Genomic DNA, 20,168 nt, shown 5'->3' with positions numbered 1-20,168 from the left:
GCTGCGTTAGCCTCGATTCTTCAGCAGTTCTCTGGCCAGCTCGTACTCGTCGGAATTCGGAAAATCACGCATGACTCGATTCAGGAACGGCCGCGCTTCCGACTTCTTGTTCGCATCCCACAGCTGCCTGCCATGCCGATACAACGCCGTCGCCGCTTCGGGCGCCTTGGGATACCGGGTGTAGATGATCTGGTTTACCGAATCCGCCGCCGCCTTGTTCCCGTCGGCCACGAACGATTCGCCGATCTTCAACATAGCGCGCGGCGCGAGCTGATCGTCGGGATACGAAGCAACCAACTGCTCGAACCCGCGCCGGGCGCTCGCATACGCCCCCTCGCCCAGTTGCTGGTTCGCGGTCGTATAGAGCGTCGCGGGCCCGGGTCCGCGGTTCATCGCCGAGTCGCGGCCGAGGGTCGCGCCGGAGCTCGGCGACACGGGCGTCGGCGCCGAACTGTTCGCCGCCTGATCGGCCAGCGCCTCGAGACGCGCGCGCTGCTCCTGCAGGTTGCGCGTCGTCTGGCCGAGCAATGTCTGCACGGACACCATCTGCTGGTTCAGCGCGTCGAAGTTGCCGCTCGCGGTCGCCTGAAACGAGGCAAGGCGCGCCGCGGTGGATCGCAGCGAGTCGATCATCATGTCGATTTTCCGCGACAGATTCGCGATCTCGGCCCGCTGCGACGTGGACGTGCGGAGATGCAGCGTGTCCCCGGTCGCGAGCTGCGCGCGCGTGGCGATCATCTCGTCTTGCAACAACCGAATGTCGCTCTTGGAGGCCAGGCAGCCGGCCGCCACGAGCAGGGCAACCGGCGCGACCGAGGTGAGTTTCCTCATGGCTTGCGCAGCGTTTGGCCACCCGAGGTGATCTCGAATTCCGCGCGGCGATTCTGCGCCCATGCGGACTCATCCGATCCCTGCGCGATGGGACGCTCCTCTCCGTAGCTGATGGTTTCGATGCGCGAATCCGCGACACCGTGATCGATGAGATATCGCTTGGCCGCGGCGGCGCGCCGCTGCCCCAGCGCCAGGTTGTACTCGTCCGATCCTCGTTCGTCGGTGTGGCCGGCGATGCGAATCATCACGCCCGGGTTGGCCTGCAGGATCGGCACCTTGGCATCGAGAATCGCGCGATCCTCGGGCCGCAGGTCGGACTGATCGTAATCGAAGTGCACCATCGCGGTCAGCGCCGAGCGGAGGCTGCCCGCGGAATTCGCGGCGTCGCGTGCGGCGGCTTCGGCGGCGGCGATCGAGTCGGCCCGGCGGCGCGCGGCATCAGCGGCGGCGCGGCGTGCCGCGTCTTCCTGAGCCAGGCGCGCGCTGTCGGCGTTCGGACCCGACATCGAGGCCTGGGTTGGCGTCGGCGCGGGTGCGGCCTTGTGGTGACAGGCGTCGAGGATGGTCACGGACAACAGTGCCAGCGTCAGCCCCGCGATCCGGTGCGTGCGCATCATGATCAGTCTCCCGTGTGGCGAGATAAGACAGCGAATCGATAGATGAGAAAGAGAGTTAAAGGTTCTTGAATACCAAGGTGCTTATAACGGCGCCGCGGTGGGTCACGGCGACGCGAGGTGCGGCGACCAGGCGGCCAACCGCGAACCGGGCGACTTGGTGAGCTGGCGCAACCGCTGCGATTCGGTGTCGAGCACCCAGAGCTGCCGCACGCCGGTCCGGTCCGACGTGAAGACCAGGTGGCGCGAATCCGGCGCCCACGCCGGCTGCTCGTTCGCACCGTCGCTCGTCAGCTGCTTCGGGGTGCTCCCCGTCGTCTTGATGATGCGCAACTGAAATCGGCCGTTCATCAGTTCCTGATACGCGATCAACCGGCCGTCCGGCGACCAGTCCGGATCGGAGCGGTACGCCTTGGTGCTGAAATCGTAGTTGGTGAGGATGTCGTTGTTCGTGCCGTCAGCGTCCGTAATATACAACTCCGGATGGCCGCCGCCGTTGTTCACGTACGCCACGCGACGCCCATCCGGACTCGGCGCGGGGCTCGAGCTCTCGAAGCCGCGGCTCACCGTCATGCGCCGCGGATCGCCGCCGCTCACCGGAATCGAATAGAGATCCGTTCCGTTCTCGCCGGCGCGTCCAAAGACGATCGTGTTGCCGTCCGGCATGAACTCGGGCGTGATGTAGCTCACGTTGCGGGTGGGACCGATGAGGGATCTCGAACGCCCCGTCGCGAGATCGATCAGGTAGATTCTCGACGACGCACCGTAGGTCGCATACGCCAGCATGTTCGCTTGCGGATTCCACGCCGGGCTCGCGCCGTTCTCCTCCGTCGGCACCGTGATCTCCGACGCACCGTCGCTGTCGACGATGCGAATCGCCGACCCGCGCATGTACGCAATGCGCGTCGCCGCGATGCCCGGCTGTCCGGCCATCCACCGTTCGATCTCGTCCGAGGCGCGGTGCACACCCATGCGCCAGTCGCGACTCAAACCCGACGAAACGAGCGGGAACTCGCCGACGTTCACCACCGCGCCCTTCGAGACGTCGTGCAGCGAGACGTGCAAGCCGCCGCCGACCATCGTGATCTGCACCACCGCGATGGTTCCGATGCGGCTGAACAGCGGATAATTGAGCCCGAGGCCGTTCGCGCCGCGCAACGCGCCGGGATCGGTGGTGTCGATCGGCACGATCGTGAACCGGTCGCTGTAGTCCAGATCGCGTTGAACGATCGTGCGCACCGAATCGCCGAACGCACCCGCGACGGGCAGGACCGCGACGGCAAGCTTGTCGTGCAGCGGATCGTATGTTGCGCCAATGAAGATGCCCCGGCCGCCCGTCGTATCCTGCGCGACGAGGCGCGGTGAAACCGAAATGATCAAGGCAGCGGCGCCGGCCGCCACGCGTCCGTAACGAATCATCGATAGCTCGAAGGAGAGAACCGGAACGTCACCGGCAGAATGTCTTCACGAAACCCCGGCGGCAGCGCGCCGAATTCATGCGCGTTCGCCGCCGCCTCGACGGCGCCAAGGGCCCGTTGATCGAACGAGTAATTCCTCGAAGAGGTCACGATTCGAATCGACTCGGGATCCACCGATCCGTCGCGCTTGATGACGAAGCGGACCTCCGCGACCAGGTTCGAGCTCAAATTCCCAAAGCGCATGATCACGCGCCGCGCGATGTTGTCGATGTACCAGGGATAGTCGAACTCGATCCCCGGCGCGACGAGGTTGGCTACGTCCGAACCTTTGCCGCCGGTCGCTCCGCCTCCCGCCGTCGCCGGCGTCTGCGTGGGCTTGGCCGTTGGGCCGAGATCCGGCGCGCGTTTCGGCGGCGTCTTCGAAACCGGCTTGGGCTTCGGGACGGCCGGCTTGGGTTTCACCGGCTCCGGCTTCGCCACCGAAGGCGTTGGCGCGGGCTTCGGAGGTGCCTCGGGCTGAACCGCACCGATGGCGCGCTCGCCGGCCGGCGCCGCGATCAACTGCACCATGTACGGCGGAGGTCCCGCCGACGGCCGCGACACGTGCGCGAACAGGAACACCGCCACTAACCCGCCGTGCAGCACAACCGACACGGCGAAGCCCGAAGCAAGGCGCGGGGACGCCACCGCGCTCACTTCGGAATGTTCTCCGGCTCGGTCACGAGCCCGACGTTGGTCACACCATTCGCATTCATGATCGCCATGAGCTGCACCACCGTCCCATAGGGGACGCCCTGGTCTGCTCTGAGATACACGCCATTTCGCGTTCGGTTCTTCGAGATCGTCTTGAAGAGCACGCGAAAATCGCGCAGCGTCATCGACTCGTTGTCCACGGAGATCTGCCCGGCCTTGTTGACGGTGATGTTCATCCCGTCCTTCGACTCGAGCGGCTTGGCCTGCGCTTCCGGTAACTGAATGTCGACGCCGCCCTGCATCAGCGGCGCGGTGATCATGAAGATCACGAGCAAGAGCAGCATCACGTCGATCAGGCTGACGACGTTCACATCCGCATTCAGCTCGTAGCGGTGACGACGGCCGCGGCGCGCCATGTCAGATGCGCCCCTCGCGCACGAGCAGCGCGATCACCGCCGTATTGAAGCTCTCCATTCGCCCGTCGAAACGGTTCAACCGGCTCGCAAAGATGTTGTAACCGAACGTCGCGGGAATCGCGACGCTCAACGCGGCCGCCGTCGCAATCAGGGCCTCGCCGACGCCCGGCGCAACGGCACTAAGATTTCCGGACCCCTTCGACGCGATCCCGAGGAACGCGTCGATGACGCCGAGGACCGTGCCGAGCAAGCCGATGAGTGGGCTCACCGATCCGATCGTTGCCAGCCATGGCAAAAAACGCCCAATGCGATCGCGTTCATCCGATGCTTCGCTGTCGAGCAGCAGGTGCAACGTCTCGACCTGCGAGCCGCTCAGCGTCTGTGCGACAGGCATTTCCGCCGTCGTCGGCGTCGCGCGTTCGCGCGCCTGCTGATTCACCACGCGCGCATCGGCGACGAAGTGCATCGCGCGCATGAACAACTTCGGCAGCGCGCTTGGCTTCGATCGCTTGGCCAGCGCGCCGACGTCGTCGATGCGCGGCGTCCGCTCGAAGTCGCGCCAGAATTTCTCCGCCGAGCCCGACGCCTTGGCGAGACTGCGCCATACGCCGAACATGATCGCCCAGCTCAGCAGCGACAGCAGCGCAAGTATCGCAAGCACGACCTGCGTCACCGTCGTGGCGCCGAGAATGAGATCGATCGGACTTGCAGGCACGGCGCCGCGCGTGGCCTGCAGCAGGGGAAACAGTTGTGAAATGACGTTCACGTTCGATGGAGTTCAGAGTTGAGCGGAGTCAGGAAGCTCCGGCCGGCGTCTTCTCACCTGACTGACGAGCCGCGAACCAGGTAAACGTCTCGGCCAACCCCTGGTCGAGCGACATCCGCGGCTCCCAGCCGAGCGTCTCTCTCGCCTTGTCGATGTGCAGCGACGAATCCTGCTGCTCGCCCGGACGCCGCGGCGCGAAGTCGATCGACGGTGCCTTGTTCGTCGCGCGGAAGAGCGCCGAGGCGAGATCCAGCACCGACGTGGCGACACCAGTGCCGATGTTGAACGCGCGCGCGTCGACAGCGCCGACCTCGGGGAGCGACGCTTTGGCGGCCGCAACGACCGCATCCGCGACGTCCCCGACGTAGACGTAGTCGCGCGTCTGGGTGCCGTCGCCGAACACGGTCAGTGCTTCGTCGGCGAGCATGCGCCCGCAGAAGATCGCGACGACACCGGCTTCGCCGTGCGGATCCTGGCGCGGACCATATACGTTCGCGAACCGCAGACTCAGCGTGTCGAGGCCATGAATCCGGCCGTAGTAGCCCAGATAGTATTCGGCCGCGAGCTTCGACGCGGCGTACGGCGAGTCCGGATTTTTTTGTGTCGTCTCGCTGTTCGGCGGCGTGGCGAGATCGCCGTAGATCGCGCCGCCCGTCGACGCGAAGATGAACCGCGGGCGATGCCCCGAGCGGCGCACGGCCTCGAGCAGATTCACGGTGCCCAGCACGTTGACGCCGGCATCGAACAGCGGATCGGCCACGCTGCGCCGCACATCCATCTGCGCCGCGAGGTGGACGAGTACGTCGAAGCGGCCGCGATCGATCAGCTCCGCCGCGGTCTCCGATCGAATGTCGACGACGTGGAGACGTGCCCGCGCATCGACGTTCTCGCGCTTGCCGCTCGACAGGTCGTCGATGATCTCGACCGCCCAGCCGGCCTCGAGAAAGCGGTCGCACACGTGCGACCCGATGAAGCCGGCGCCGCCGGTGACGAGCACCCGGCCGCTCACGAGGCGGCGCTCCGCTGTCCGCTGGACGCGGAGTCGGGCGCGGAGTCGGGCGCGGCCGGCGGCGTCTGCTCGAGGCCGAACAGGTAGCGCACGGTGTCGACGACGCCCAATCCGCGCCCGTTCGCCGCCGCCGCACGCAGCCGCACACTGGGTTCGTGTAAGAATTTGTTCATTAACGTTCTGGAAAGTTCTTCGACGACCGCGCGTTGTTCGGGCGGCAGCGAGTCGAGCTTGCGCAGCGCGTCCGCGAGCTCGCGGCGGCGCAACTCCTCCATGCGGTCGCGCATGGCGCGCAACACCGGCACCGCCGAGAGACCGGCGAGCCAGTCCCAGTATTTCCCGACCTCCCCCGCGATGAGCTCTTCGGCGGTCGGGAGCTCGCCGCGCCGCCGCTGGAGATTGGCCGAGACCACGGCCTGCAGATCGTCGAGATTGTACAGGAAGACGTTGCTCAACTCGCCCACCGCCGGCTCGACGTCGCGCGGCAGCGCGATGTCGAGCACGCACAGCGGCCGTTGCCCGCGGGCGTCGAGCGCCGGACGAATGTGATCGACGGATACCACCGCATGCGGCGCCGCGGTCGAACAGACGAGTACATCGACGTCGCGCAGCGCGGCCCAGCATTCGTCGTAGTGCATCGCCGCCGCGCCGTGCCGCGCCGCAACTTCCACGGCTTTCTCGTACGTGCGGTTCGCGACGATCGCGGTGCGAACGCCCTGATCCCGCAGGCACTCGAGCGCGAGCTCGGCCATCTCGCCGGCGCCAAGGACCATGGCGCGCTTGTTCGCGAGCGATCCGAAGATCTGCTTCGCGATCTGCACCGCGGCCGAACTTACCGACGCCGCGCCGCGGCCGACGGACGTCTCGTTGCGAACGCGGCCGGCGACCAAGAGAGAAGTCTGAAACAAGCGATTGAGCACAGGCCCGGAGTGCGCGCGACAAAGCTCCCACGCGTCGCGCACCTGGCCGTGGATCTGCGCTTCGCCCAGGACCATCGAATCGAGACCGCTGGCGACGCGGAAGAGGTGCGCCACCGCTTCACGATCGCGGCGCACATAGCCGAACCCCGATGCTTCCGCACCCAGCCGCTGCGACAGCTCGGCCCATAGCGCGGGCACCGCATCGCGATCATCCTCGACGACGTACAGCTCGGTGCGATTGCACGTCGACACGACCACCGCTTCCTGCAGCCCGGTGCTCTCGCACAGCGCGGCGAGCGCGTCTCCGATTTCGCTCGGTTGATAGGCGATGCGCTCGCGAATGTCGAGCGCCGCGCCGCGATGATTGATACCCACGACCGTCAGCGCCATCGCGCCACCCGTTCGGCGTACCGGCCTGATTCGACTTGCTCGTGGAAATCCGCCGCGGTCAGCGCTTCGGCGGCCTCGTGCCACCGTTCGCGACGGCCGCTGTCGAGGAGCGTGCGGCGCAACGTCGCGAGATCGGCGACCGCGGTCGCGTAGCGCTCGTCGATGAGGCGAGCGATGGCATCGCGAATGCGGCGGGCGGCGGTCGGAACGCCGCCGGCGCTCACGGCGATCACGACGTCGCCCGAGCGATGCACCGCCGGTGTGCTACAGGTGCCCAGGTCCGGTGCGTCCGCCACGTTGACGAGAATGCCGCGCGCGCGGGCCTCGTCGGCGATCCGTGCGTTCAGCGCGGCGTCGTCCGTGGCGGCGACGATCAGCGTCGCATCGTCGATATCAGAATGCTCATATGATTTCTCTAATGCACCCGGGACCGCGCTCCGCAGGTCGGCCGCCACCGACCGCGCGACGACTCGCACCTGCGCGCCAGCGTCGAGCAGCGCGCGCGCCTTGCGCGCCGCCACGGGACCACCGCCGACTACCAGGGCGCGAATCGCCGTCCCGTCGAGCATCAGCGGATAGACGCTCACAGGAACTGCCCTGCCGCCGGTCCGGCGACGCGGAACACCACGTAGAGCAACAGCACCGCGACGAACGACATGCTGGAGTATTTCGCCGCGCGCTGCGCCTGCCATCCAGCGGTCATCCTTCCCATGGCAAGAAACGTCACCGCCACCCACGCGCCGCCGCCCCACAGGAGCTGCGGCAGATTCATCTCGTGATACGCCACCGAGTAGGAACCCGCGAGGATGACGCCAAGTGTCAGCCCCAGCCAGCCGGCAATCGCCGCGAGATGGTTCACGCGGTCGAGTGTCGCGAGCGGCGGGAAGAATCGAAACAGCGTTCCGAAGCGCCGAGACTTGAGCTCGTGCCGCTGCACGAGATACATCGTGCCCGCGGCGGCCGCGGTCGCGAACGCCGCGATGCCGACGAAGCTCAACGCGATGTGCGCGAACAACCACACGCCGCGCATGCCTTCGGCCGACCGCCCCGGCGTGAGGCCGATCGTGTTGGCGCAGATCGTCGAGATCGCGGCCAGCGGCGCGGCGACGACCGTCAGGCTGACGTCGCGCGCGAGCGCCTCGACGATGAGCAGCGTGAACGCCAGCACGAGTCCCGCAAACGAGAGCGATGGGCCCAAACCGGTGAGTGGAACCGCGTCGGCCTGCCGCGCGAAGGCGAGCAGAGCCGCGACATGCGCCGCCACGCCGAGCCCCAGCGCCGCCAGGACTCCGCGAAGCGGCGCCTTCACCGGACGCGCGAACGGCACCGCGGCCAGAGCCGCGGCGCCGAGGTAGCAGGAGATGGCGATGAAATGGGCGATCGCAATCATGGCGGATCGCCCAAATCTACTGTGAAATCGCGGCTTACGGGATCTTCGCCGCCACGCGAACGGTGGTTCCTTCCTCGATCTTCGGCTGGTCCTGGTCGAGCAGGATCGCGCTCGCGCCGTACGGCGTCACGCGAAGGATCTGGGCGCGCGCGATGTGCTGCTCGGGAATCGCCAGGTCGCGGCCGTCGGCCGGCCCTTGGCGCGGCGCGATCAGATCGATCTGATCGCCCGTACGCACGTTCGGCTGGCGAATGTCGAACAGGACGTAGCTCTGCACGCTGGCCAGCACGGGCGAGCCGTAGACCCAGCGAACCCGGCCCATTTTCCCGTTCGCCACCGCGCGCGGTTTTTCGAACCCGATCGCCGCGGCGCTGTCGAGCGCGATGAGCTGCTGCCCTTCCAACATTTCGTTGAAGAGCTTCACCACGCGACCAATCGCCGCTTCGCCATTTCGCGCCGAGCGAGTGATCTCGATGATACCCGTTGGGATGATGACTTGTCCCAAGTCTTCGAGCAGCGGACCAAAGGAGTACGTGAGATAACGCTCATGCTCCGGCGCGACGGCACCAGCGGGCGGCGCCACGAGCACTTGATCGTAGAGGTTCAAGCGCGAATGATCCGCCGACGCGATGCCCGGCAGATCGGCCGATCCCATCACGGTGCCCGAGCCGCGCGGGCCGCCCCGACGATCGACCCACGGCGCGGCGATGTACTCGCCCGAGCGAACCGTCGGCACGGGCGCCGGTGGGTGTTCGATGGGCGTGGTGTCGGGCGCCGGAACAGCGGCGACGATCTGCGGCGGCGGCGCCGGCGTTGGACGTGCCGGAACAGGCGTGGGTGCTGGAGCGGCCGGCGGTTCAACGGGCCTGACCGCGACAACCTTAGGTGCTTCGCCCGGAAGCTTCAGGACTTCGCCGGGATAGATCCAATGCGGGTCCTCGATCTGATCGGTGTTGAGCCGGTAGATGTCGGGCCACAGGAATGGGTCGCCGAGATAGAGCTTGGCGATGTCCCAGAGTGTGTCGCCTCGTTTGACGGTGTGTGTCGCGGGACGTGCCGGCGAAGGAGCCGTCGGCTGTTGCGCGACGAGCGCGGGAGCGTAGACCGTGACGGCCGATGCGGCGATGGCCAGCGCGAGTGACGCGAGTGAGCGGTAGCGGATGGACCGCACAGACATGGGGAGAACTCCGGACGGGATCTTCATTGAGAAATTGACGATCTCGTCGGTAATTCGGTAATCGCCAGTCGCAACCGGATTTACACAAACGAAATGACGATGGTGTGACTCGCGTCACAACCACCGTCATTTCCATCGAACAATCGATTGGCCGACGTCAGAACGGCAAATCGTCGTCTTCGTCGTTCAGCGCCCCGGGAAAGTCCTCGAAATCATCCGAGCCCGCCGCGGCCTTCGCCTTCGTTGCACCGGCGGGTGCGGCACTGCGTCGCGGCGCACTCTCGCCGCCGAAGTCACCACCCGCGCGACCACCGCCCGCGCCGCCGAGCATGATGAGCTCGCGCACGTTGATCTCGGTGGAGTAGCGCGTCTGGCCGTCCTTGTCCTGCCATTGGCGATACTCGATCCGGCCTTCGACGTACAGCTTGTCACCCTTCTTCACGTACTTCTCGACGACGTCGGCGAGCGTGGAGCCCTTCGTGTTCCACACCACGCAGCGATGCCATTCCGTCTTTTCCTGCTTCTGTCCCGACGCATCGTTCCACGAACGGCTCGTGGCGAGCGAGAACGTCGCGACACGGTTTCCACCGGTCGTCGAACGCACCTCGGGATCGTTCCCGAGGTTTCCGATCAACGTGACTTTGTTCAAGCTACGGCTCACTGATTCCTCCTGGCGAGAGAGTTCACTGCCTCGCCGCTGACGGTATGATCCAGTCCGTGTTGCCGCGCAATCAATTCATTGCCTGGCAACGTGTTGTGTTGCACGACTCATCCAATGCGTAAGGCTGCTCAAGACAACGCTCGCCGTAGCACGATGGCATCCTCGACCGGGCGGCGATAATAGCCGCGCCGTCGTCCCACCTCCTCGAATCCGCGCGACGCATACAGCCTGCGCGCGCGCTCGTTGGAGTCCCGCACCTCCAGGAACACCGCGGCAACGTGCCGGCGTTCCGCTTCCTCGAGCGCCGCATCGAGCAACGCGCGCCCGATCCCACTGCCCCACCCGTCCGGCGCGACGGCGACGTTCGCGATCTCGCCTTCGTCGGCCACGAACCACGCCACAACATAACCCACGACTCCTACCCCGTCACGCCGAGCGCACGCGAAGTAGACCGCGTTGTGCTCCAGCGCCTCGCGAAACGATTGCGCCGACCACGGATCGCTGAACGCGGCGCGCTCGATCGCCACGACCGACGGAATGTCGTCGTGCCCCGCGGCGCCAATCGTGACCGTCATTCCGTCGGCAGCGGCCGCCCGTGCGTCGATTCCCATTTCACCTGCGCCTCGGCCAATCGTCCATACGCCGGTTCCCAGGTTGCAACGTCGACAGGACCGGTTGCGTCGAGCCATGCGCCCAACCGCGCGACGGCACGCGCCTTGGGATGCGCGACGATCGCATCGGGCAAATCAGGCAGCGAGCTCGGACTCACGACACGCGCGTCGAATTCGTGGGCGATCCCTGAAACGTCATCGGCTGCAACGAGTCGTGCGCGTTCGAGCTCGATGACGTCGCTCGCCGCGCTGACGTGATACAACCCCACATAAAACTCGCCGCGCAACGCGTCGACTGCCACGAGATATCTCCCGACGTCGAGACTCGCGCCGCCGACAGTGAGCGCCATCGACGGCACGGAGAACAGCGGCTTCGAGGCGCCGGTCGCCAACCCCTTCGCAATCCCGCCGGCGATCCGCAGACTCGTGAAGCTGCCCGGGCCCGCCCCGCAGACGATGCGATCGACATCGGCGATCGACTGGCCGGCGCGCTCGAGCACGAGCGCGACGGCGGGCATCAAGCGCTCGTGTGCGGCATCCTTCATCGCGACGCTTTCCTCGGCGACGAGACGCGTGTCGTCGAGAAGGGCGACGTCGCCGGCGTAGGTCGAGGCGTCGAGGGCGAGGGTTAGCATTGCCGCCACTTGTCATCCCGAGCGGAGGCGCGCGGCGCGTCACCCCTGTTGTCATCCCGAGCGACCCTGAGCGCAGCGAAGGGGAGTCGAGGGACCCCCTTCTCAGCGGAGCGCTGCATATTGCTCCTCCGTCGGGACGGGGGTCGCTCGACTCCGGCGCTGCGCCCCTCCGCTCGGGATGACCACTGTCGCGGTGCAGTCAGACATGCCCCCCCGCATACAACAGCCGCCGCTGTGGATCCTCCGGCAAATGCTGCAAACTGATCGGCACGTGCACGTGCGGAATCTGCTCCGCCGCCCGCTCCGGCCATTCGATCAACACCAGCGCAGGACTGCCGACAACCTCATCCCACCCGATGTTCGTGAGCTCGGCCGGCGACTTCAGGCGATAGAGATCGAGATGGTAGACAGTCGACCGTGACGACGCATACCGATGCACCAACGCATACGTTGGACTGGTCACCTCTTCGGTAACGCCGTACCCGCGACAGATCGCCTGCGCGAGCGTCGTCTTGCCGGTGCCCAGGTCGCCGGTGATCGTGACGACGAGCGGCGCCGACGCCGCGCGACCGAAACGTTCGCCCCACGCAATCAGCTCGGCCTCCGTGCACGCCAACCGTCCGTGCCCCGCCAGCGGCGGAATGATGGAATCGTGCAACATTTATCGACCGCGTCCGCCGGCGGCGGCCTTCGACTTCGCTCCGCCCGCTGAATCCTTGCGGGCACGAACCTCGAACAGCTGATCGCGCAGCTGCGCCGCGAGCTCGAAGTCCATCGCCGCCGCGGCTTCGCGCATCTGCTCCTCGAGCATCTTCTCGAGCGACGCCATCTCCATGACCGCGTACCCGCGCGCCGGTTCGGCAACTTTTCGACCTTCTTTCTCGGCGCGAGCGTCGGCCACCCGGGTGATGAATCGCACCTGATCGACGCTCTTGTTGACGCTCACGGGCGTGATGTTGTTCGCTTCGTTGAAGGCTCGCTGCGTCTCGCGGCGCCGGGCTGTCTCCTCGATGCAACGTTGCATCGATCCGGTCATCCGATCCGCGTAGAAGATCGCGCGGCCGCTCACGTGGCGGGCCGCGCGGCCCACGGTCTGAATGAGCGAGCGATCGCTGCGCAGGAAGCCCTCTTGATCGGCATCGAGAATGGCGACCAGCGACACTTCGGGCAGGTCGAGACCTTCGCGCAGCAGGTTGATGCCGACGAGCACGTCGAATTCACCGAGCCGGAGGCCCCGCACGATCTCCATGCGCTCGATGGCGTCGATGTCGGAGTGCATGTAGCGCACGCGGACCCCGACCTGCTGGAGATAGTCCGTGAGGTCCTCGGCCATGCGCTTGGTGAGCGTCGTGACGAGCACCCGCTCGCCTTTGCGTTCTCTAATTCTAATTTCGTTCAGCAGATCGTCGACCTGGCCGCGGACGGGGCGAATCTCGATCTCGGGATCGACGAGGCCCGTCGGCCGGATGATCTGCTCGACGACGACGCCCTCGGAGAGCCGCAACTCCAACTCGGCGGGAGTCGCTGAAACGAAAACCGCCTTCGGCGTCAGCGCCAAAAATTCATCGAACATCAACGGACGATTGTCCAGCGCGCTGGGCAGCCGGAACCCGTATTCGACGAGCGTCAGCTTGCGCGCGCGATCGCCATTGAACATTCCGCCGATCTGCGGCAGCGTCACGTGCGACTCGTCGACCACGACGAGGAAGTCTTCCGGGAAATAGTCGAACAGGCACGCCGGGCGTTCGCCGGCCGAACGTCCGGAGAGATGGCGCGAGTAGTTCTCGATGCCCGCACAGGTGCCGATCTCGAGCATCATCTCGATGTCGAAGTTCGTGCGCGACTCCAGGCGCTGCGCCTCGAGCAACTTTCCCGCATTGCGCAGCTCCGCCAGTCGTTCCTCGAGCTCGACGCGAATGATCTTCACCGCGCGCTCGAGCGTCGGCCGCTGGGTGACGAAGTGCTTCGCGGGATACACCGCCGCGCGCTCGAGCGTCGCGATCGTTTCGCCCGTGAGCACGTTGATCTTGGAGATGCGCTCGATCTCGTTGCCCCACATCTCGACGCGAACGCCCTGCTCCTCGTATGCCGGAAAGATCTCGACCGTGTCGCCGCGCACGCGGAACGTGCCGCGCTCGAATGCGACGTCGTTGCGGTTGTACTGGATCTTCACCAGCGCGCGCAGAATGTCGTCGCGCTCGATCGTCTGCCCCTTGAGGAGCGTGACCATCTGCTCCCTATAGGAAACCGGGTCGCCCAAGCCATAAATTGCCGACACGGTGGCGACGATGATGACGTCATCGCGCTCCATGAGGCTGGACGTCGCGCGCAGCCGTAGCCGATCGATGTCCTCGTTGATCGACGCATCTTTCTCGATGTACGTGTCGGTCGTGGGGACGTACGCTTCGGGTTGATAGTAGTCGTAGTACGAGATGAAGTACTCGACCGCGTTGTGCGGGAAGAAGCTCTTGATTTCGCCGTAGAGCTGCGCCGCGAGCGTCTTGTTGTGCGACAGGACGAGCGTCGGCTTCCCGTGTGCCTTGATGACGTTGGCCATCGTCATCGTCTTGCCCGAGCCGGTGACGCCGAGCAGGGTTTGGAATCGGTCGCCGCGTTCGAGGCCGGCCGACAGCTCGGCGATCGCCTTGGGCTGGTCGCCGGCGGGTTGGAAAGGCGCTTGGAGATCGAATTCGGCGCGCGGCATAGACGTGTGAATGCAGAAGCCCGAGCGGAGGCGCGAAGCGCTGAAGCGAGGGACGATCAGGTAATAATATAACACCGTCTCGGGTTTTATTCGGGTCCTTTTTTCCCGGAGTATCCGCTGGGCAACGAACTGGAAACGGCGCTGGAGACCCACGCAACGCAGGCCGGCGAGCGTCGTTGGGTGGGTGTGACGGTGTGGGCGGTCGCGAGTGCGCTGTTCACGATCGCGCTGTTCGCCGTGGCGTTCTACACCGCGATGGACTTCCGCGGTGTTCCGATCGACGGCCCCTTCCAGTTGTACAACGCGATGCGCCGCATCCAGGCCGGATTTCGGCCCGGCATCGACTTCCAGTTCTTTCACGGGCTCGGCTCGGCGTACCTCTACTATCCGTTCTATCGCCTGTTTGGCGGCGGGCTCGAAGGCTCCGAGCTCGCGCGCGAGCTTGGAGCGGCGCTCGCATACCCGATCGTCTATCTCGCCGCGTTCCGCATTCTCACGGGGAACTGGCGGACGGCTTGGTGCCTCACGGCGCTCGCGCTCGCGGTGTCGTTCATCTCCGGGTTCTCGGCTTCGTTTTTCGCGCTCGCATTCGCCGTCAACGGAATGCTCGGCATTCGCTCGGCGCTGCCCACGCTGCTGCCCGCGTCTCTGTTGCTGGCGCGCACAAGGACGCAGCGGGCGCTCGTGGCCGGAGTCACGATCGGGCTGGCGCTGTTCATCAGCACCGAGCAAGGCCTGGCGGCGATCCTGTCATACGGAATCGTGAGCGCCGTCGCGATTGCCCGCCGCCGCGACTGGCGCGCGCAGCTCGGTGAATCCGCCGCGACGATCGGCCTGTCTGTGCTCATTTTGATCATATGCCTCGTCGCCGTCGCGGGCTTCGGGGGCATGCGCGGGGCGCTGCGTTACAACTTCTCGACCGTGCCCGCCGACCAGTACTGGTTCTTCGGTGCACCGCCGAATGTGTTCCTGAGCTCATGGCGCACGGCGTTCTCGATGGTCGTTCGCGTGTGGCACATTGGGCTCGCGCTGCTGCTCGGCGTCGCCCTGACAATTTTTTATCTCACTCGACTCTGGCGCTCGCCGAGCGGCGCCGCCGACCAGCGGCGTTTTTCGTTCGCGCTGCTCGCGGTGTACGGGCTGGTGTCTTGTGCGTCGCTGCTCGGCGTGTTCGTGCAGGTGTACGTGCAGCCCTGCTGGCGCGCCATTCTCATTTTGCTCTCGATCGAGCTGTACGAGCGCACGAGGTCCGCCGACGAGCGGCAGTCGCGCCGGCCCTGGCTTGGCGTGCCGAGGCCCGTCGCGATCGTGACCGCGGCGGCCACAATCTGGAGCATCGCCATGTCGCCGCTGCTCCAGGTGTCGCTGGCCAGCTCGTTCCCAAGTATCATCACAGAATATCTATTTGGAAACGCTCATTTTCGAGCCGAGGCGGAATGGCCGAACGATTTGAAGGAGGGCCAGCGCATCATCGACGGTCATCGCGGCCCACGCGGCGAGACGCCGATGCTGTGGTCGACGTACGCCGGGTGGCTCGAGGCGCAAAACGGCATCTTCAACCCGTCGACCGACTACATCATCCACGCGCTCGGCACCGAGGGGCGCGCGCGATACGTCTCGCAGTTTCGCACGCTGCGCCCGCCATTGGCGCAGACGGTGCTGCCGACGTATGCGCAATACGAGCCGTGGCTCGAGAACAATGACTGGCCGTTTTACGACGAGCTGCTGCGATCGTACGTCGTCGCGGGAAAGACGTCGTGGTCGTTATTCTGGTCGCGCCGCGCGGCGCCGGGGCCCGAGCCGCACGCGTTTGCCGAGATGAACGTCCCGGCGGGGATGGCGGGCGTCGCGCTGCCGCCCATACCGCCCGAGTATGTCGCTCCGGTGATGCTGCTCGAGGTCGACATCGACTACGACACGAAGAATCCGCTCCACTGGATTCCCGTCGTCGGCCAGAGTCCGCGGTATCTCGTGGGAATTCAGGGCGCGGTGAGTTGGCTGCCGATCTCCCTCAACCCATTCGTGCATCACATCCGCTTCCCGCTCGTGATGCGTCAGGGGCAGCAGCCGCGGCTGTTCTTCGAAACGATGGGCCTGCTTCCAGGCGCAAACTACGTCCCGACGAGGTTGCGAGTATCGGCACGCGCGGTCGATTCCACAAATACGCTGTGGCTCAATAATCTCGTCGAGCGGCTCGAGAAGCGGTAAGGCTGTCAGTCCCGCGTCGCTCGGAATGACGAACGGCGGCAGGAACGCGTCTATCTCGTATGCGCGTGCAGACGCAGCGGACGGTCGACAACTACGTGGGGCGGCTGGGCATTGCCCTGCTGCGTCCGACGGCCATGCTGCTCGGCGTCGTGTTGCGCCGCGACCACCAGCTTCGCGTCGGCAAGGAAGTCGTGTGGATGAAGATGCTGGGCGGCGGCAGCCTGCTACTGGCGATGCCCGCGCTGCTTGGCTTTCGCCGAACTCATCCGAACACGCGCATGGTGCTGATCACGACGCCGAGCGTGAAGCCGTTCGCCGAATTGACGGGCGTGTTCGACGAGTATCGCATTGTGAACAATCGCGGTGTCCTCCGGATGCTGTGGACCGCAACGGTCGCGCTGTTCCGGACGATGCGTGCCGATTGCATCATCGATCTCGAGGTGCACAGCCGTCTGACCACCGTGTTCACGACGCTCACCATGGCGCGGAACCGCGTGAGCTTCTGGCTCGAGGACATCTTCTGGCGGAAGGGACTCGCGTCGCACCTGATCTTCTTCAATCGCTCGTCGGGAAGTTTCCACTTCTATGATCGCATCGCCGATCTGTTCGGCGTTCCGGTGGCGAGCCACGCGGAATGCCGCGATTCGTTGCTGAACGCGATCGGGCTGGGTGAAATGCCCGCGCGCGCGAGCGATCGCGTCGCGATCGGGTTTGCCTGCTCGGAGCTCGGGCGAGAGCGAATGCTCACGCCGGCTGAATGGGCGAAAGCATTTCGCGAGCATGTGCGTGCCGAGCATCAGAGATTCGTGTTGCTCGGCGGACCGTCGGATCGCGCCGACGGCGAGGCAATCGTCGCCGAGCTGAGACGAGTTTTTCCGCAGCTCGACATCGTAAATCGCTGCGGCGAGCTGTCGCTGCGCGATTCGGTGCGCGAGCTGCTCGCGTGCGGCGAATTCTGGGGCATCGATTCGAGTCTCCTTCATATCGGACGGATCGCAAGCCTTCGCTCGATCTCCTACTGGGGGCCGACCGATCCGGCGACGCGCCTGCGCAACGACTGGGTCGTGGACGAGACGACGCATTATCAGAAGATCGCGTGCTCGCCGTGCGTGCACACGAGTGAAGAGCCGCCGTGCGGCGGCGACAATCGGTGCATCAAGGGATTGTTCGAGCCCGGGGTCACGGCGCCGGATTGGACGCCGATCGCGTATCCCAAGCGGCGCACCAAGGTTTCGTGACTCCCAGCAACATGAAATCATTCGGCTCTTGGTTGTGGCGCAACTTGGGTTTCGTGTGCGTCGCGCTGGTGCTCGTGTATTGCGTCGTCCACGCGTTCGATCCGCCGCGGTTGAACTGGGGCGACTCGGGCTCCGATTACAACGTGATGACGGCGGGGCGCAACTTTCAGAAATACGGATTTCTGAAATTGCGGTTGACGCCGCACCTGCTCGATCCGGCGTTGATGTCGGCGGCCGATCCGTCGAAGATCTACACGCACTACCCGCAACTGCCCGACTTGATGAACGGCGTCGAGCGCGTGGTGTTCGGCTTCTCGAGTCTCGTGCAGTTCCGGTTCGTGGCGCTTGCCTTCTCATTCGCGGCGTTGTTTTTCGTGTACGCGCTCATTCGCCACTACTGGACGCGCCAGGTCGCGCAGATCGCGCTCGGCTTGTGGGTGGTGAATCCGATGTGGATCCAACACGCCGACTACCTGCATCACGCACCATACGGCGCGTTCTTCGGGTTCGGCAGCGTGTACTTCCTGATGCGCTACCTGAGTGATGCGCCCAAGCGGAGATTCTTCGCGGCGTCGGGCGTGTTCTTGTTCTTCGCATTCTTCGCGTCGTACGACTTCTGGTTCTTCGCGCCGTTGTTGCTGGCGCTCGTCACGGTGAAGGAGCTTGGCGGCGTCTCGCTCAGCGCCGTGAAGGTGCTCGCGAGCCTCGCCGCATTCGCCGTCGTCGCGATGGCGTGCAAGTTCGCGACGAACGCCTGGGTCCTCGGCGGTTGGGGTCCGTTCCTCGCTGATCTGCGGTTCCAGGCGCTCGAGCGGTCGAAGAATCCGAGCATGCACATCGACATCGCGCGGGGGATTTTGCCGACGTTGTACGGCCGCGTGGATCGCGAGTTTTCGCTGCTGCTCTTCCCGGTCGCCGCGTTCTGGGCGTTTGCACCGATGATTCGGAAGCGTTGGGGCGAGCAAGTGCCGGCCTTGCGAGCGAAGATCCCGAATCCGTTGTGGCTGATGCTCGCCGCGCTCCCCTTCCTCACGCTGTTTGCCGAGTTGTGGATCTCACAGTATTACCCGACACTGCTCGCGCTCCCGTTCTACGCCGTCGCGTGCGCGGCGGTCATCGTGATCGTTCTGCGGCTCGAGCATCGCTGGTCCAGATGGATCGCGAGCGCGCTTCTCGCGGCGCTGTTCGCCAATTCGCTAATTGAAGACCTGACGTTCAAGAAGGCGTATTTCGACGATCACGAGATCGCGACGCTCAAGGCCCAGCTCGATTCGGTGTCGGAGCCCGGTCAGTACATTCTGACCAACCACTTGTTCGACTTCTTTTATTCGTACTATTTTAGCCACCCCACCGTCGACTTGATCCTCAATGCGCCGCCGCGCATGAAGCCGGCGCTCGAGTACTACTCCGATCCCAGCCGGCCCCGCGTAGCGCCGCCCAGCGGCGCGATCTTCGTGCAGCACAAGCATCTCGCCGACGAGCTGTTCGACAAGAGCTTCTACTACCTGCTCGCGCACAACGGCTACTGGCAGGCGTGGGCGGATCCGGAGAAGTATCGCGGCGCCATCGATGCGTTCATCACGACGCAGGACTCGCTGTTGGCCGCCACGGTGGCCGATGTCGGCGGGCAGAAGCTCTACGAGGACAGCGCCTACGTGTTGTGGCGGATCAAGGCGCCGCGCGGCGCAGCACCAAGCCCATCTCGCCAAAGTTCAGCGGAAATGCCACGCGCGCTCCGCTGAGCGCGCGCGCCAGCGATTTCCCGACCCCGAGCTTGTGCAGTCCGTGCGCGAGCACCATTTCGGGCGAGGCGTATTTGAGCGGGAAGAATTCCGAGGCCCACGTCCAGCCGTGGCGGCCGAGGAACTCGATGGCGCCGGCCCGCGACCAGACGAACTCGTGATCCGGCAGCTTGTGCGGCCAGAGTCGGCCGAGCATGCGGCGAGACAGGGAGTCGCCGCGTGGAAGAACCATGAGGATTGTCGCATCAGGCGCCGAGTGCGCGTTCATCCATTCGACGAATGGAGTCGGATTCGGAATGTGCTCGAAGCTGTCCTGAAACAGCCAGAGATCGACGGGGCGTGATGGCGTCGGCAGCGGATCGACGAGAAGCAGTTCGGCACGCACGCCGGTCGCGCGGACACGGTCAATCGCCGTCTGATTGACCTCGAGGCCGATGACGTGCGCGGCACGCCCGGCGAGGAACGGCAGACATGTGCCGCCGCCGAAGCCGACCTCGCAGACGCTGAGTCCGTCGAGTTGAATGCGTGTCTTGTCGAGCCAATGGCGAAGCGTCTTGACCTTGAGTGCGCCGACACGAGGGTCGAAGTGGCCGCGGTGTTCAGGGTACGATTCGTCGTAAACGACGCGCGAGGCAAGCGAGTCCAGGTCCCAGTACGAGCCGCAGACGCCGCATTCGGCGCGCCAGGCCGATCGACGAATCGTGTTTCGCGGGTGCTCGCAGAGCAGATCGGGAATCGCCATCGC

The 20,168-nt window shown here is 65.4% G+C and carries 20 protein-coding genes; 3 read left to right on the top strand and 17 right to left on the bottom strand.

Annotated features, from left to right (window positions below):
• Positions 1 to 6 precede the first annotated feature (6 nt).
• From VN706_07640 to uvrB, 16 genes are all read right to left on the bottom strand, one after another.
• Positions 7 to 831 (bottom strand): tetratricopeptide repeat protein, encoded by an 825-nt coding sequence (locus tag VN706_07640; GenBank protein ID HXT15488.1) that lies wholly within the window; start codon positions 829 to 831, stop codon positions 7 to 9.
• A complete protein-coding gene (gene pal / locus VN706_07635) occupies positions 828 to 1,448 on the bottom strand; it encodes a peptidoglycan-associated lipoprotein Pal (GenBank protein ID HXT15487.1) in 621 nt (206 codons plus the stop codon). The genes VN706_07640 and pal overlap by 4 nt, the downstream gene beginning before the upstream one ends.
• 102 nt (positions 1,449 to 1,550) lie before the next feature.
• Entirely contained in the window at positions 1,551 to 2,864 is a 1,314-nt protein-coding gene (locus VN706_07630) for a hypothetical protein (GenBank protein ID HXT15486.1), read from the bottom strand.
• On the bottom strand, positions 2,861 to 3,550 hold the full coding sequence (locus VN706_07625) for a TonB C-terminal domain-containing protein (protein HXT15485.1): 690 nt from the start codon (positions 3,548 to 3,550) through the stop codon (positions 2,861 to 2,863). Before VN706_07625 ends, VN706_07630 begins: the two co-directional genes overlap by 4 nt.
• 5 nt (positions 3,551 to 3,555) lie before the next feature.
• Positions 3,556 to 3,972 (bottom strand): biopolymer transporter ExbD, encoded by a 417-nt coding sequence (locus tag VN706_07620; protein HXT15484.1) that lies wholly within the window; start codon positions 3,970 to 3,972, stop codon positions 3,556 to 3,558.
• A gap of 1 nt (position 3,973) precedes the next feature.
• Positions 3,974 to 4,738, bottom strand: coding sequence for a MotA/TolQ/ExbB proton channel family protein (locus VN706_07615; protein HXT15483.1), 765 nt, complete (start codon positions 4,736 to 4,738; stop codon positions 3,974 to 3,976).
• 28 nt (positions 4,739 to 4,766) lie between these two features.
• A complete protein-coding gene (locus VN706_07610) occupies positions 4,767 to 5,747 on the bottom strand; it encodes an NAD-dependent epimerase/dehydratase family protein (protein HXT15482.1) in 981 nt (326 codons plus the stop codon).
• A complete protein-coding gene (hemA, locus tag VN706_07605) occupies positions 5,744 to 7,057 on the bottom strand; it encodes a glutamyl-tRNA reductase (protein HXT15481.1) in 1,314 nt (437 codons plus the stop codon). Before hemA ends, VN706_07610 begins: the two co-directional genes overlap by 4 nt.
• The gene (locus VN706_07600; protein HXT15480.1) at positions 7,048 to 7,644 is read right to left on the bottom strand and encodes a bifunctional precorrin-2 dehydrogenase/sirohydrochlorin ferrochelatase; all 597 of its coding nucleotides are present in this window, start codon (positions 7,642 to 7,644) and stop codon (positions 7,048 to 7,050) included. The genes hemA and VN706_07600 overlap by 10 nt, the downstream gene beginning before the upstream one ends.
• A complete protein-coding gene (gene ccsA / locus VN706_07595; protein ID HXT15479.1) occupies positions 7,641 to 8,447 on the bottom strand; it encodes a cytochrome c biogenesis protein CcsA in 807 nt (268 codons plus the stop codon). Before ccsA ends, VN706_07600 begins: the two co-directional genes overlap by 4 nt.
• Before the next feature lie 34 nt (positions 8,448 to 8,481).
• Complete coding sequence (locus VN706_07590) at positions 8,482 to 9,624, bottom strand: LysM peptidoglycan-binding domain-containing protein (GenBank protein ID HXT15478.1); 1,143 nt, start codon at positions 9,622 to 9,624, stop codon at positions 8,482 to 8,484.
• A 157-nt stretch (positions 9,625 to 9,781) separates the two neighbouring features.
• Entirely contained in the window at positions 9,782 to 10,285 is a 504-nt protein-coding gene (gene ssb / locus VN706_07585; GenBank protein ID HXT15477.1) for a single-stranded DNA-binding protein, read from the bottom strand.
• A gap of 128 nt (positions 10,286 to 10,413) precedes the next feature.
• Positions 10,414 to 10,896 carry a ribosomal protein S18-alanine N-acetyltransferase gene (gene rimI / locus VN706_07580; GenBank protein HXT15476.1) on the bottom strand — a complete coding sequence of 161 codons (483 nt, stop codon included), beginning with the start codon at positions 10,894 to 10,896 and terminating at the stop codon, positions 10,414 to 10,416.
• Complete coding sequence (gene tsaB, locus VN706_07575) at positions 10,857 to 11,531, bottom strand: tRNA (adenosine(37)-N6)-threonylcarbamoyltransferase complex dimerization subunit type 1 TsaB (GenBank protein ID HXT15475.1); 675 nt, start codon at positions 11,529 to 11,531, stop codon at positions 10,857 to 10,859. The genes rimI and tsaB overlap by 40 nt, the downstream gene beginning before the upstream one ends.
• A 199-nt stretch (positions 11,532 to 11,730) precedes the next feature.
• Positions 11,731 to 12,192, bottom strand: a complete 462-nt coding sequence (gene tsaE / locus VN706_07570; GenBank protein HXT15474.1) for a tRNA (adenosine(37)-N6)-threonylcarbamoyltransferase complex ATPase subunit type 1 TsaE — start codon at positions 12,190 to 12,192, stop codon at positions 11,731 to 11,733.
• The gene (uvrB, locus tag VN706_07565; GenBank protein ID HXT15473.1) at positions 12,193 to 14,235 is read right to left on the bottom strand and encodes an excinuclease ABC subunit UvrB; all 2,043 of its coding nucleotides are present in this window, start codon (positions 14,233 to 14,235) and stop codon (positions 12,193 to 12,195) included. It lies immediately after the preceding gene.
• A 180-nt stretch (positions 14,236 to 14,415) separates the two neighbouring features.
• On the opposite strand from uvrB, the gene VN706_07560 reads away from it, so the two are divergent.
• From VN706_07560 to VN706_07550, 3 genes are read left to right on the top strand one after another with little or no spacing between them, the layout of a single operon-like run.
• Positions 14,416 to 16,443 carry a glycosyltransferase family 87 protein gene (locus tag VN706_07560; GenBank protein HXT15472.1) on the top strand — a complete coding sequence of 676 codons (2,028 nt, stop codon included), beginning with the start codon at positions 14,416 to 14,418 and terminating at the stop codon, positions 16,441 to 16,443.
• A 59-nt stretch (positions 16,444 to 16,502) separates the two neighbouring features.
• Positions 16,503 to 17,681: a glycosyltransferase family 9 protein gene (locus tag VN706_07555; GenBank protein HXT15471.1), complete on the top strand. Its 1,179-nt coding sequence runs from the start codon at positions 16,503 to 16,505 to the stop codon at positions 17,679 to 17,681.
• A gap of 11 nt (positions 17,682 to 17,692) precedes the next feature.
• A complete protein-coding gene (locus VN706_07550; GenBank protein ID HXT15470.1) occupies positions 17,693 to 19,423 on the top strand; it encodes a hypothetical protein in 1,731 nt (576 codons plus the stop codon).
• On the opposite strand, the gene VN706_07545 is transcribed toward VN706_07550, so the two are convergent.
• Positions 19,350 to 20,165 (bottom strand): methyltransferase domain-containing protein, encoded by an 816-nt coding sequence (locus VN706_07545; protein HXT15469.1) that lies wholly within the window; start codon positions 20,163 to 20,165, stop codon positions 19,350 to 19,352. The genes VN706_07550 and VN706_07545 overlap by 74 nt on opposite strands.
• Between the last annotated feature and the right edge of the window lie 3 nt (positions 20,166 to 20,168).

The sequence above is a fragment of the Gemmatimonadaceae bacterium genome (genome assembly GCA_035606695.1).
Classification (GTDB): Bacteria; Gemmatimonadota; Gemmatimonadetes; order Gemmatimonadales; family Gemmatimonadaceae; genus JAQBQB01.
The sequence above is the reverse complement of the archived record's forward strand: the minus strand, read 5'-3'. Positions and strand labels throughout refer to the sequence as shown.

Bases quoted from the DNA above. Each gene is read 5' to 3' on its own strand.
- tsaE (HXT15474.1), bottom strand. From the start codon at position 12,192: ATGTTGCACGATTCCATCATTCCGCCGCTGGCGGGGCACGGACGGTTG.
- hemA (HXT15481.1), bottom strand. From the start codon at position 7,057: ATGGCGCTGACGGTCGTGGGTATCAATCATCGCGGCGCGGCGCTCGAC.
- pal (HXT15487.1), bottom strand. From the start codon at position 1,448: ATGATGCGCACGCACCGGATCGCGGGGCTGACGCTGGCACTGTTGTCC.
- VN706_07550 (HXT15470.1), top strand. From the start codon at position 17,693: ATGAAATCATTCGGCTCTTGGTTGTGGCGCAACTTGGGTTTCGTGTGC.
- VN706_07630 (HXT15486.1), bottom strand. From the start codon at position 2,864: ATGATTCGTTACGGACGCGTGGCGGCCGGCGCCGCTGCCTTGATCATT.
- ccsA (HXT15479.1), bottom strand. From the start codon at position 8,447: ATGATTGCGATCGCCCATTTCATCGCCATCTCCTGCTACCTCGGCGCC.
- uvrB (HXT15473.1), bottom strand. From the start codon at position 14,235: ATGCCGCGCGCCGAATTCGATCTCCAAGCGCCTTTCCAACCCGCCGGC.
- VN706_07640 (HXT15488.1), bottom strand. From the start codon at position 831: ATGAGGAAACTCACCTCGGTCGCGCCGGTTGCCCTGCTCGTGGCGGCC.
- VN706_07545 (HXT15469.1), bottom strand. From the start codon at position 20,165: ATGGCGATTCCCGATCTGCTCTGCGAGCACCCGCGAAACACGATTCGT.
- VN706_07620 (HXT15484.1), bottom strand. From the start codon at position 3,972: ATGGCGCGCCGCGGCCGTCGTCACCGCTACGAGCTGAATGCGGATGTG.
- rimI (HXT15476.1), bottom strand. From the start codon at position 10,896: ATGGGAATCGACGCACGGGCGGCCGCTGCCGACGGAATGACGGTCACG.
- VN706_07590 (HXT15478.1), bottom strand. From the start codon at position 9,624: ATGTCTGTGCGGTCCATCCGCTACCGCTCACTCGCGTCACTCGCGCTG.
- VN706_07555 (HXT15471.1), top strand. From the start codon at position 16,503: ATGCGCGTGCAGACGCAGCGGACGGTCGACAACTACGTGGGGCGGCTG.
- tsaB (HXT15475.1), bottom strand. From the start codon at position 11,531: ATGCTAACCCTCGCCCTCGACGCCTCGACCTACGCCGGCGACGTCGCC.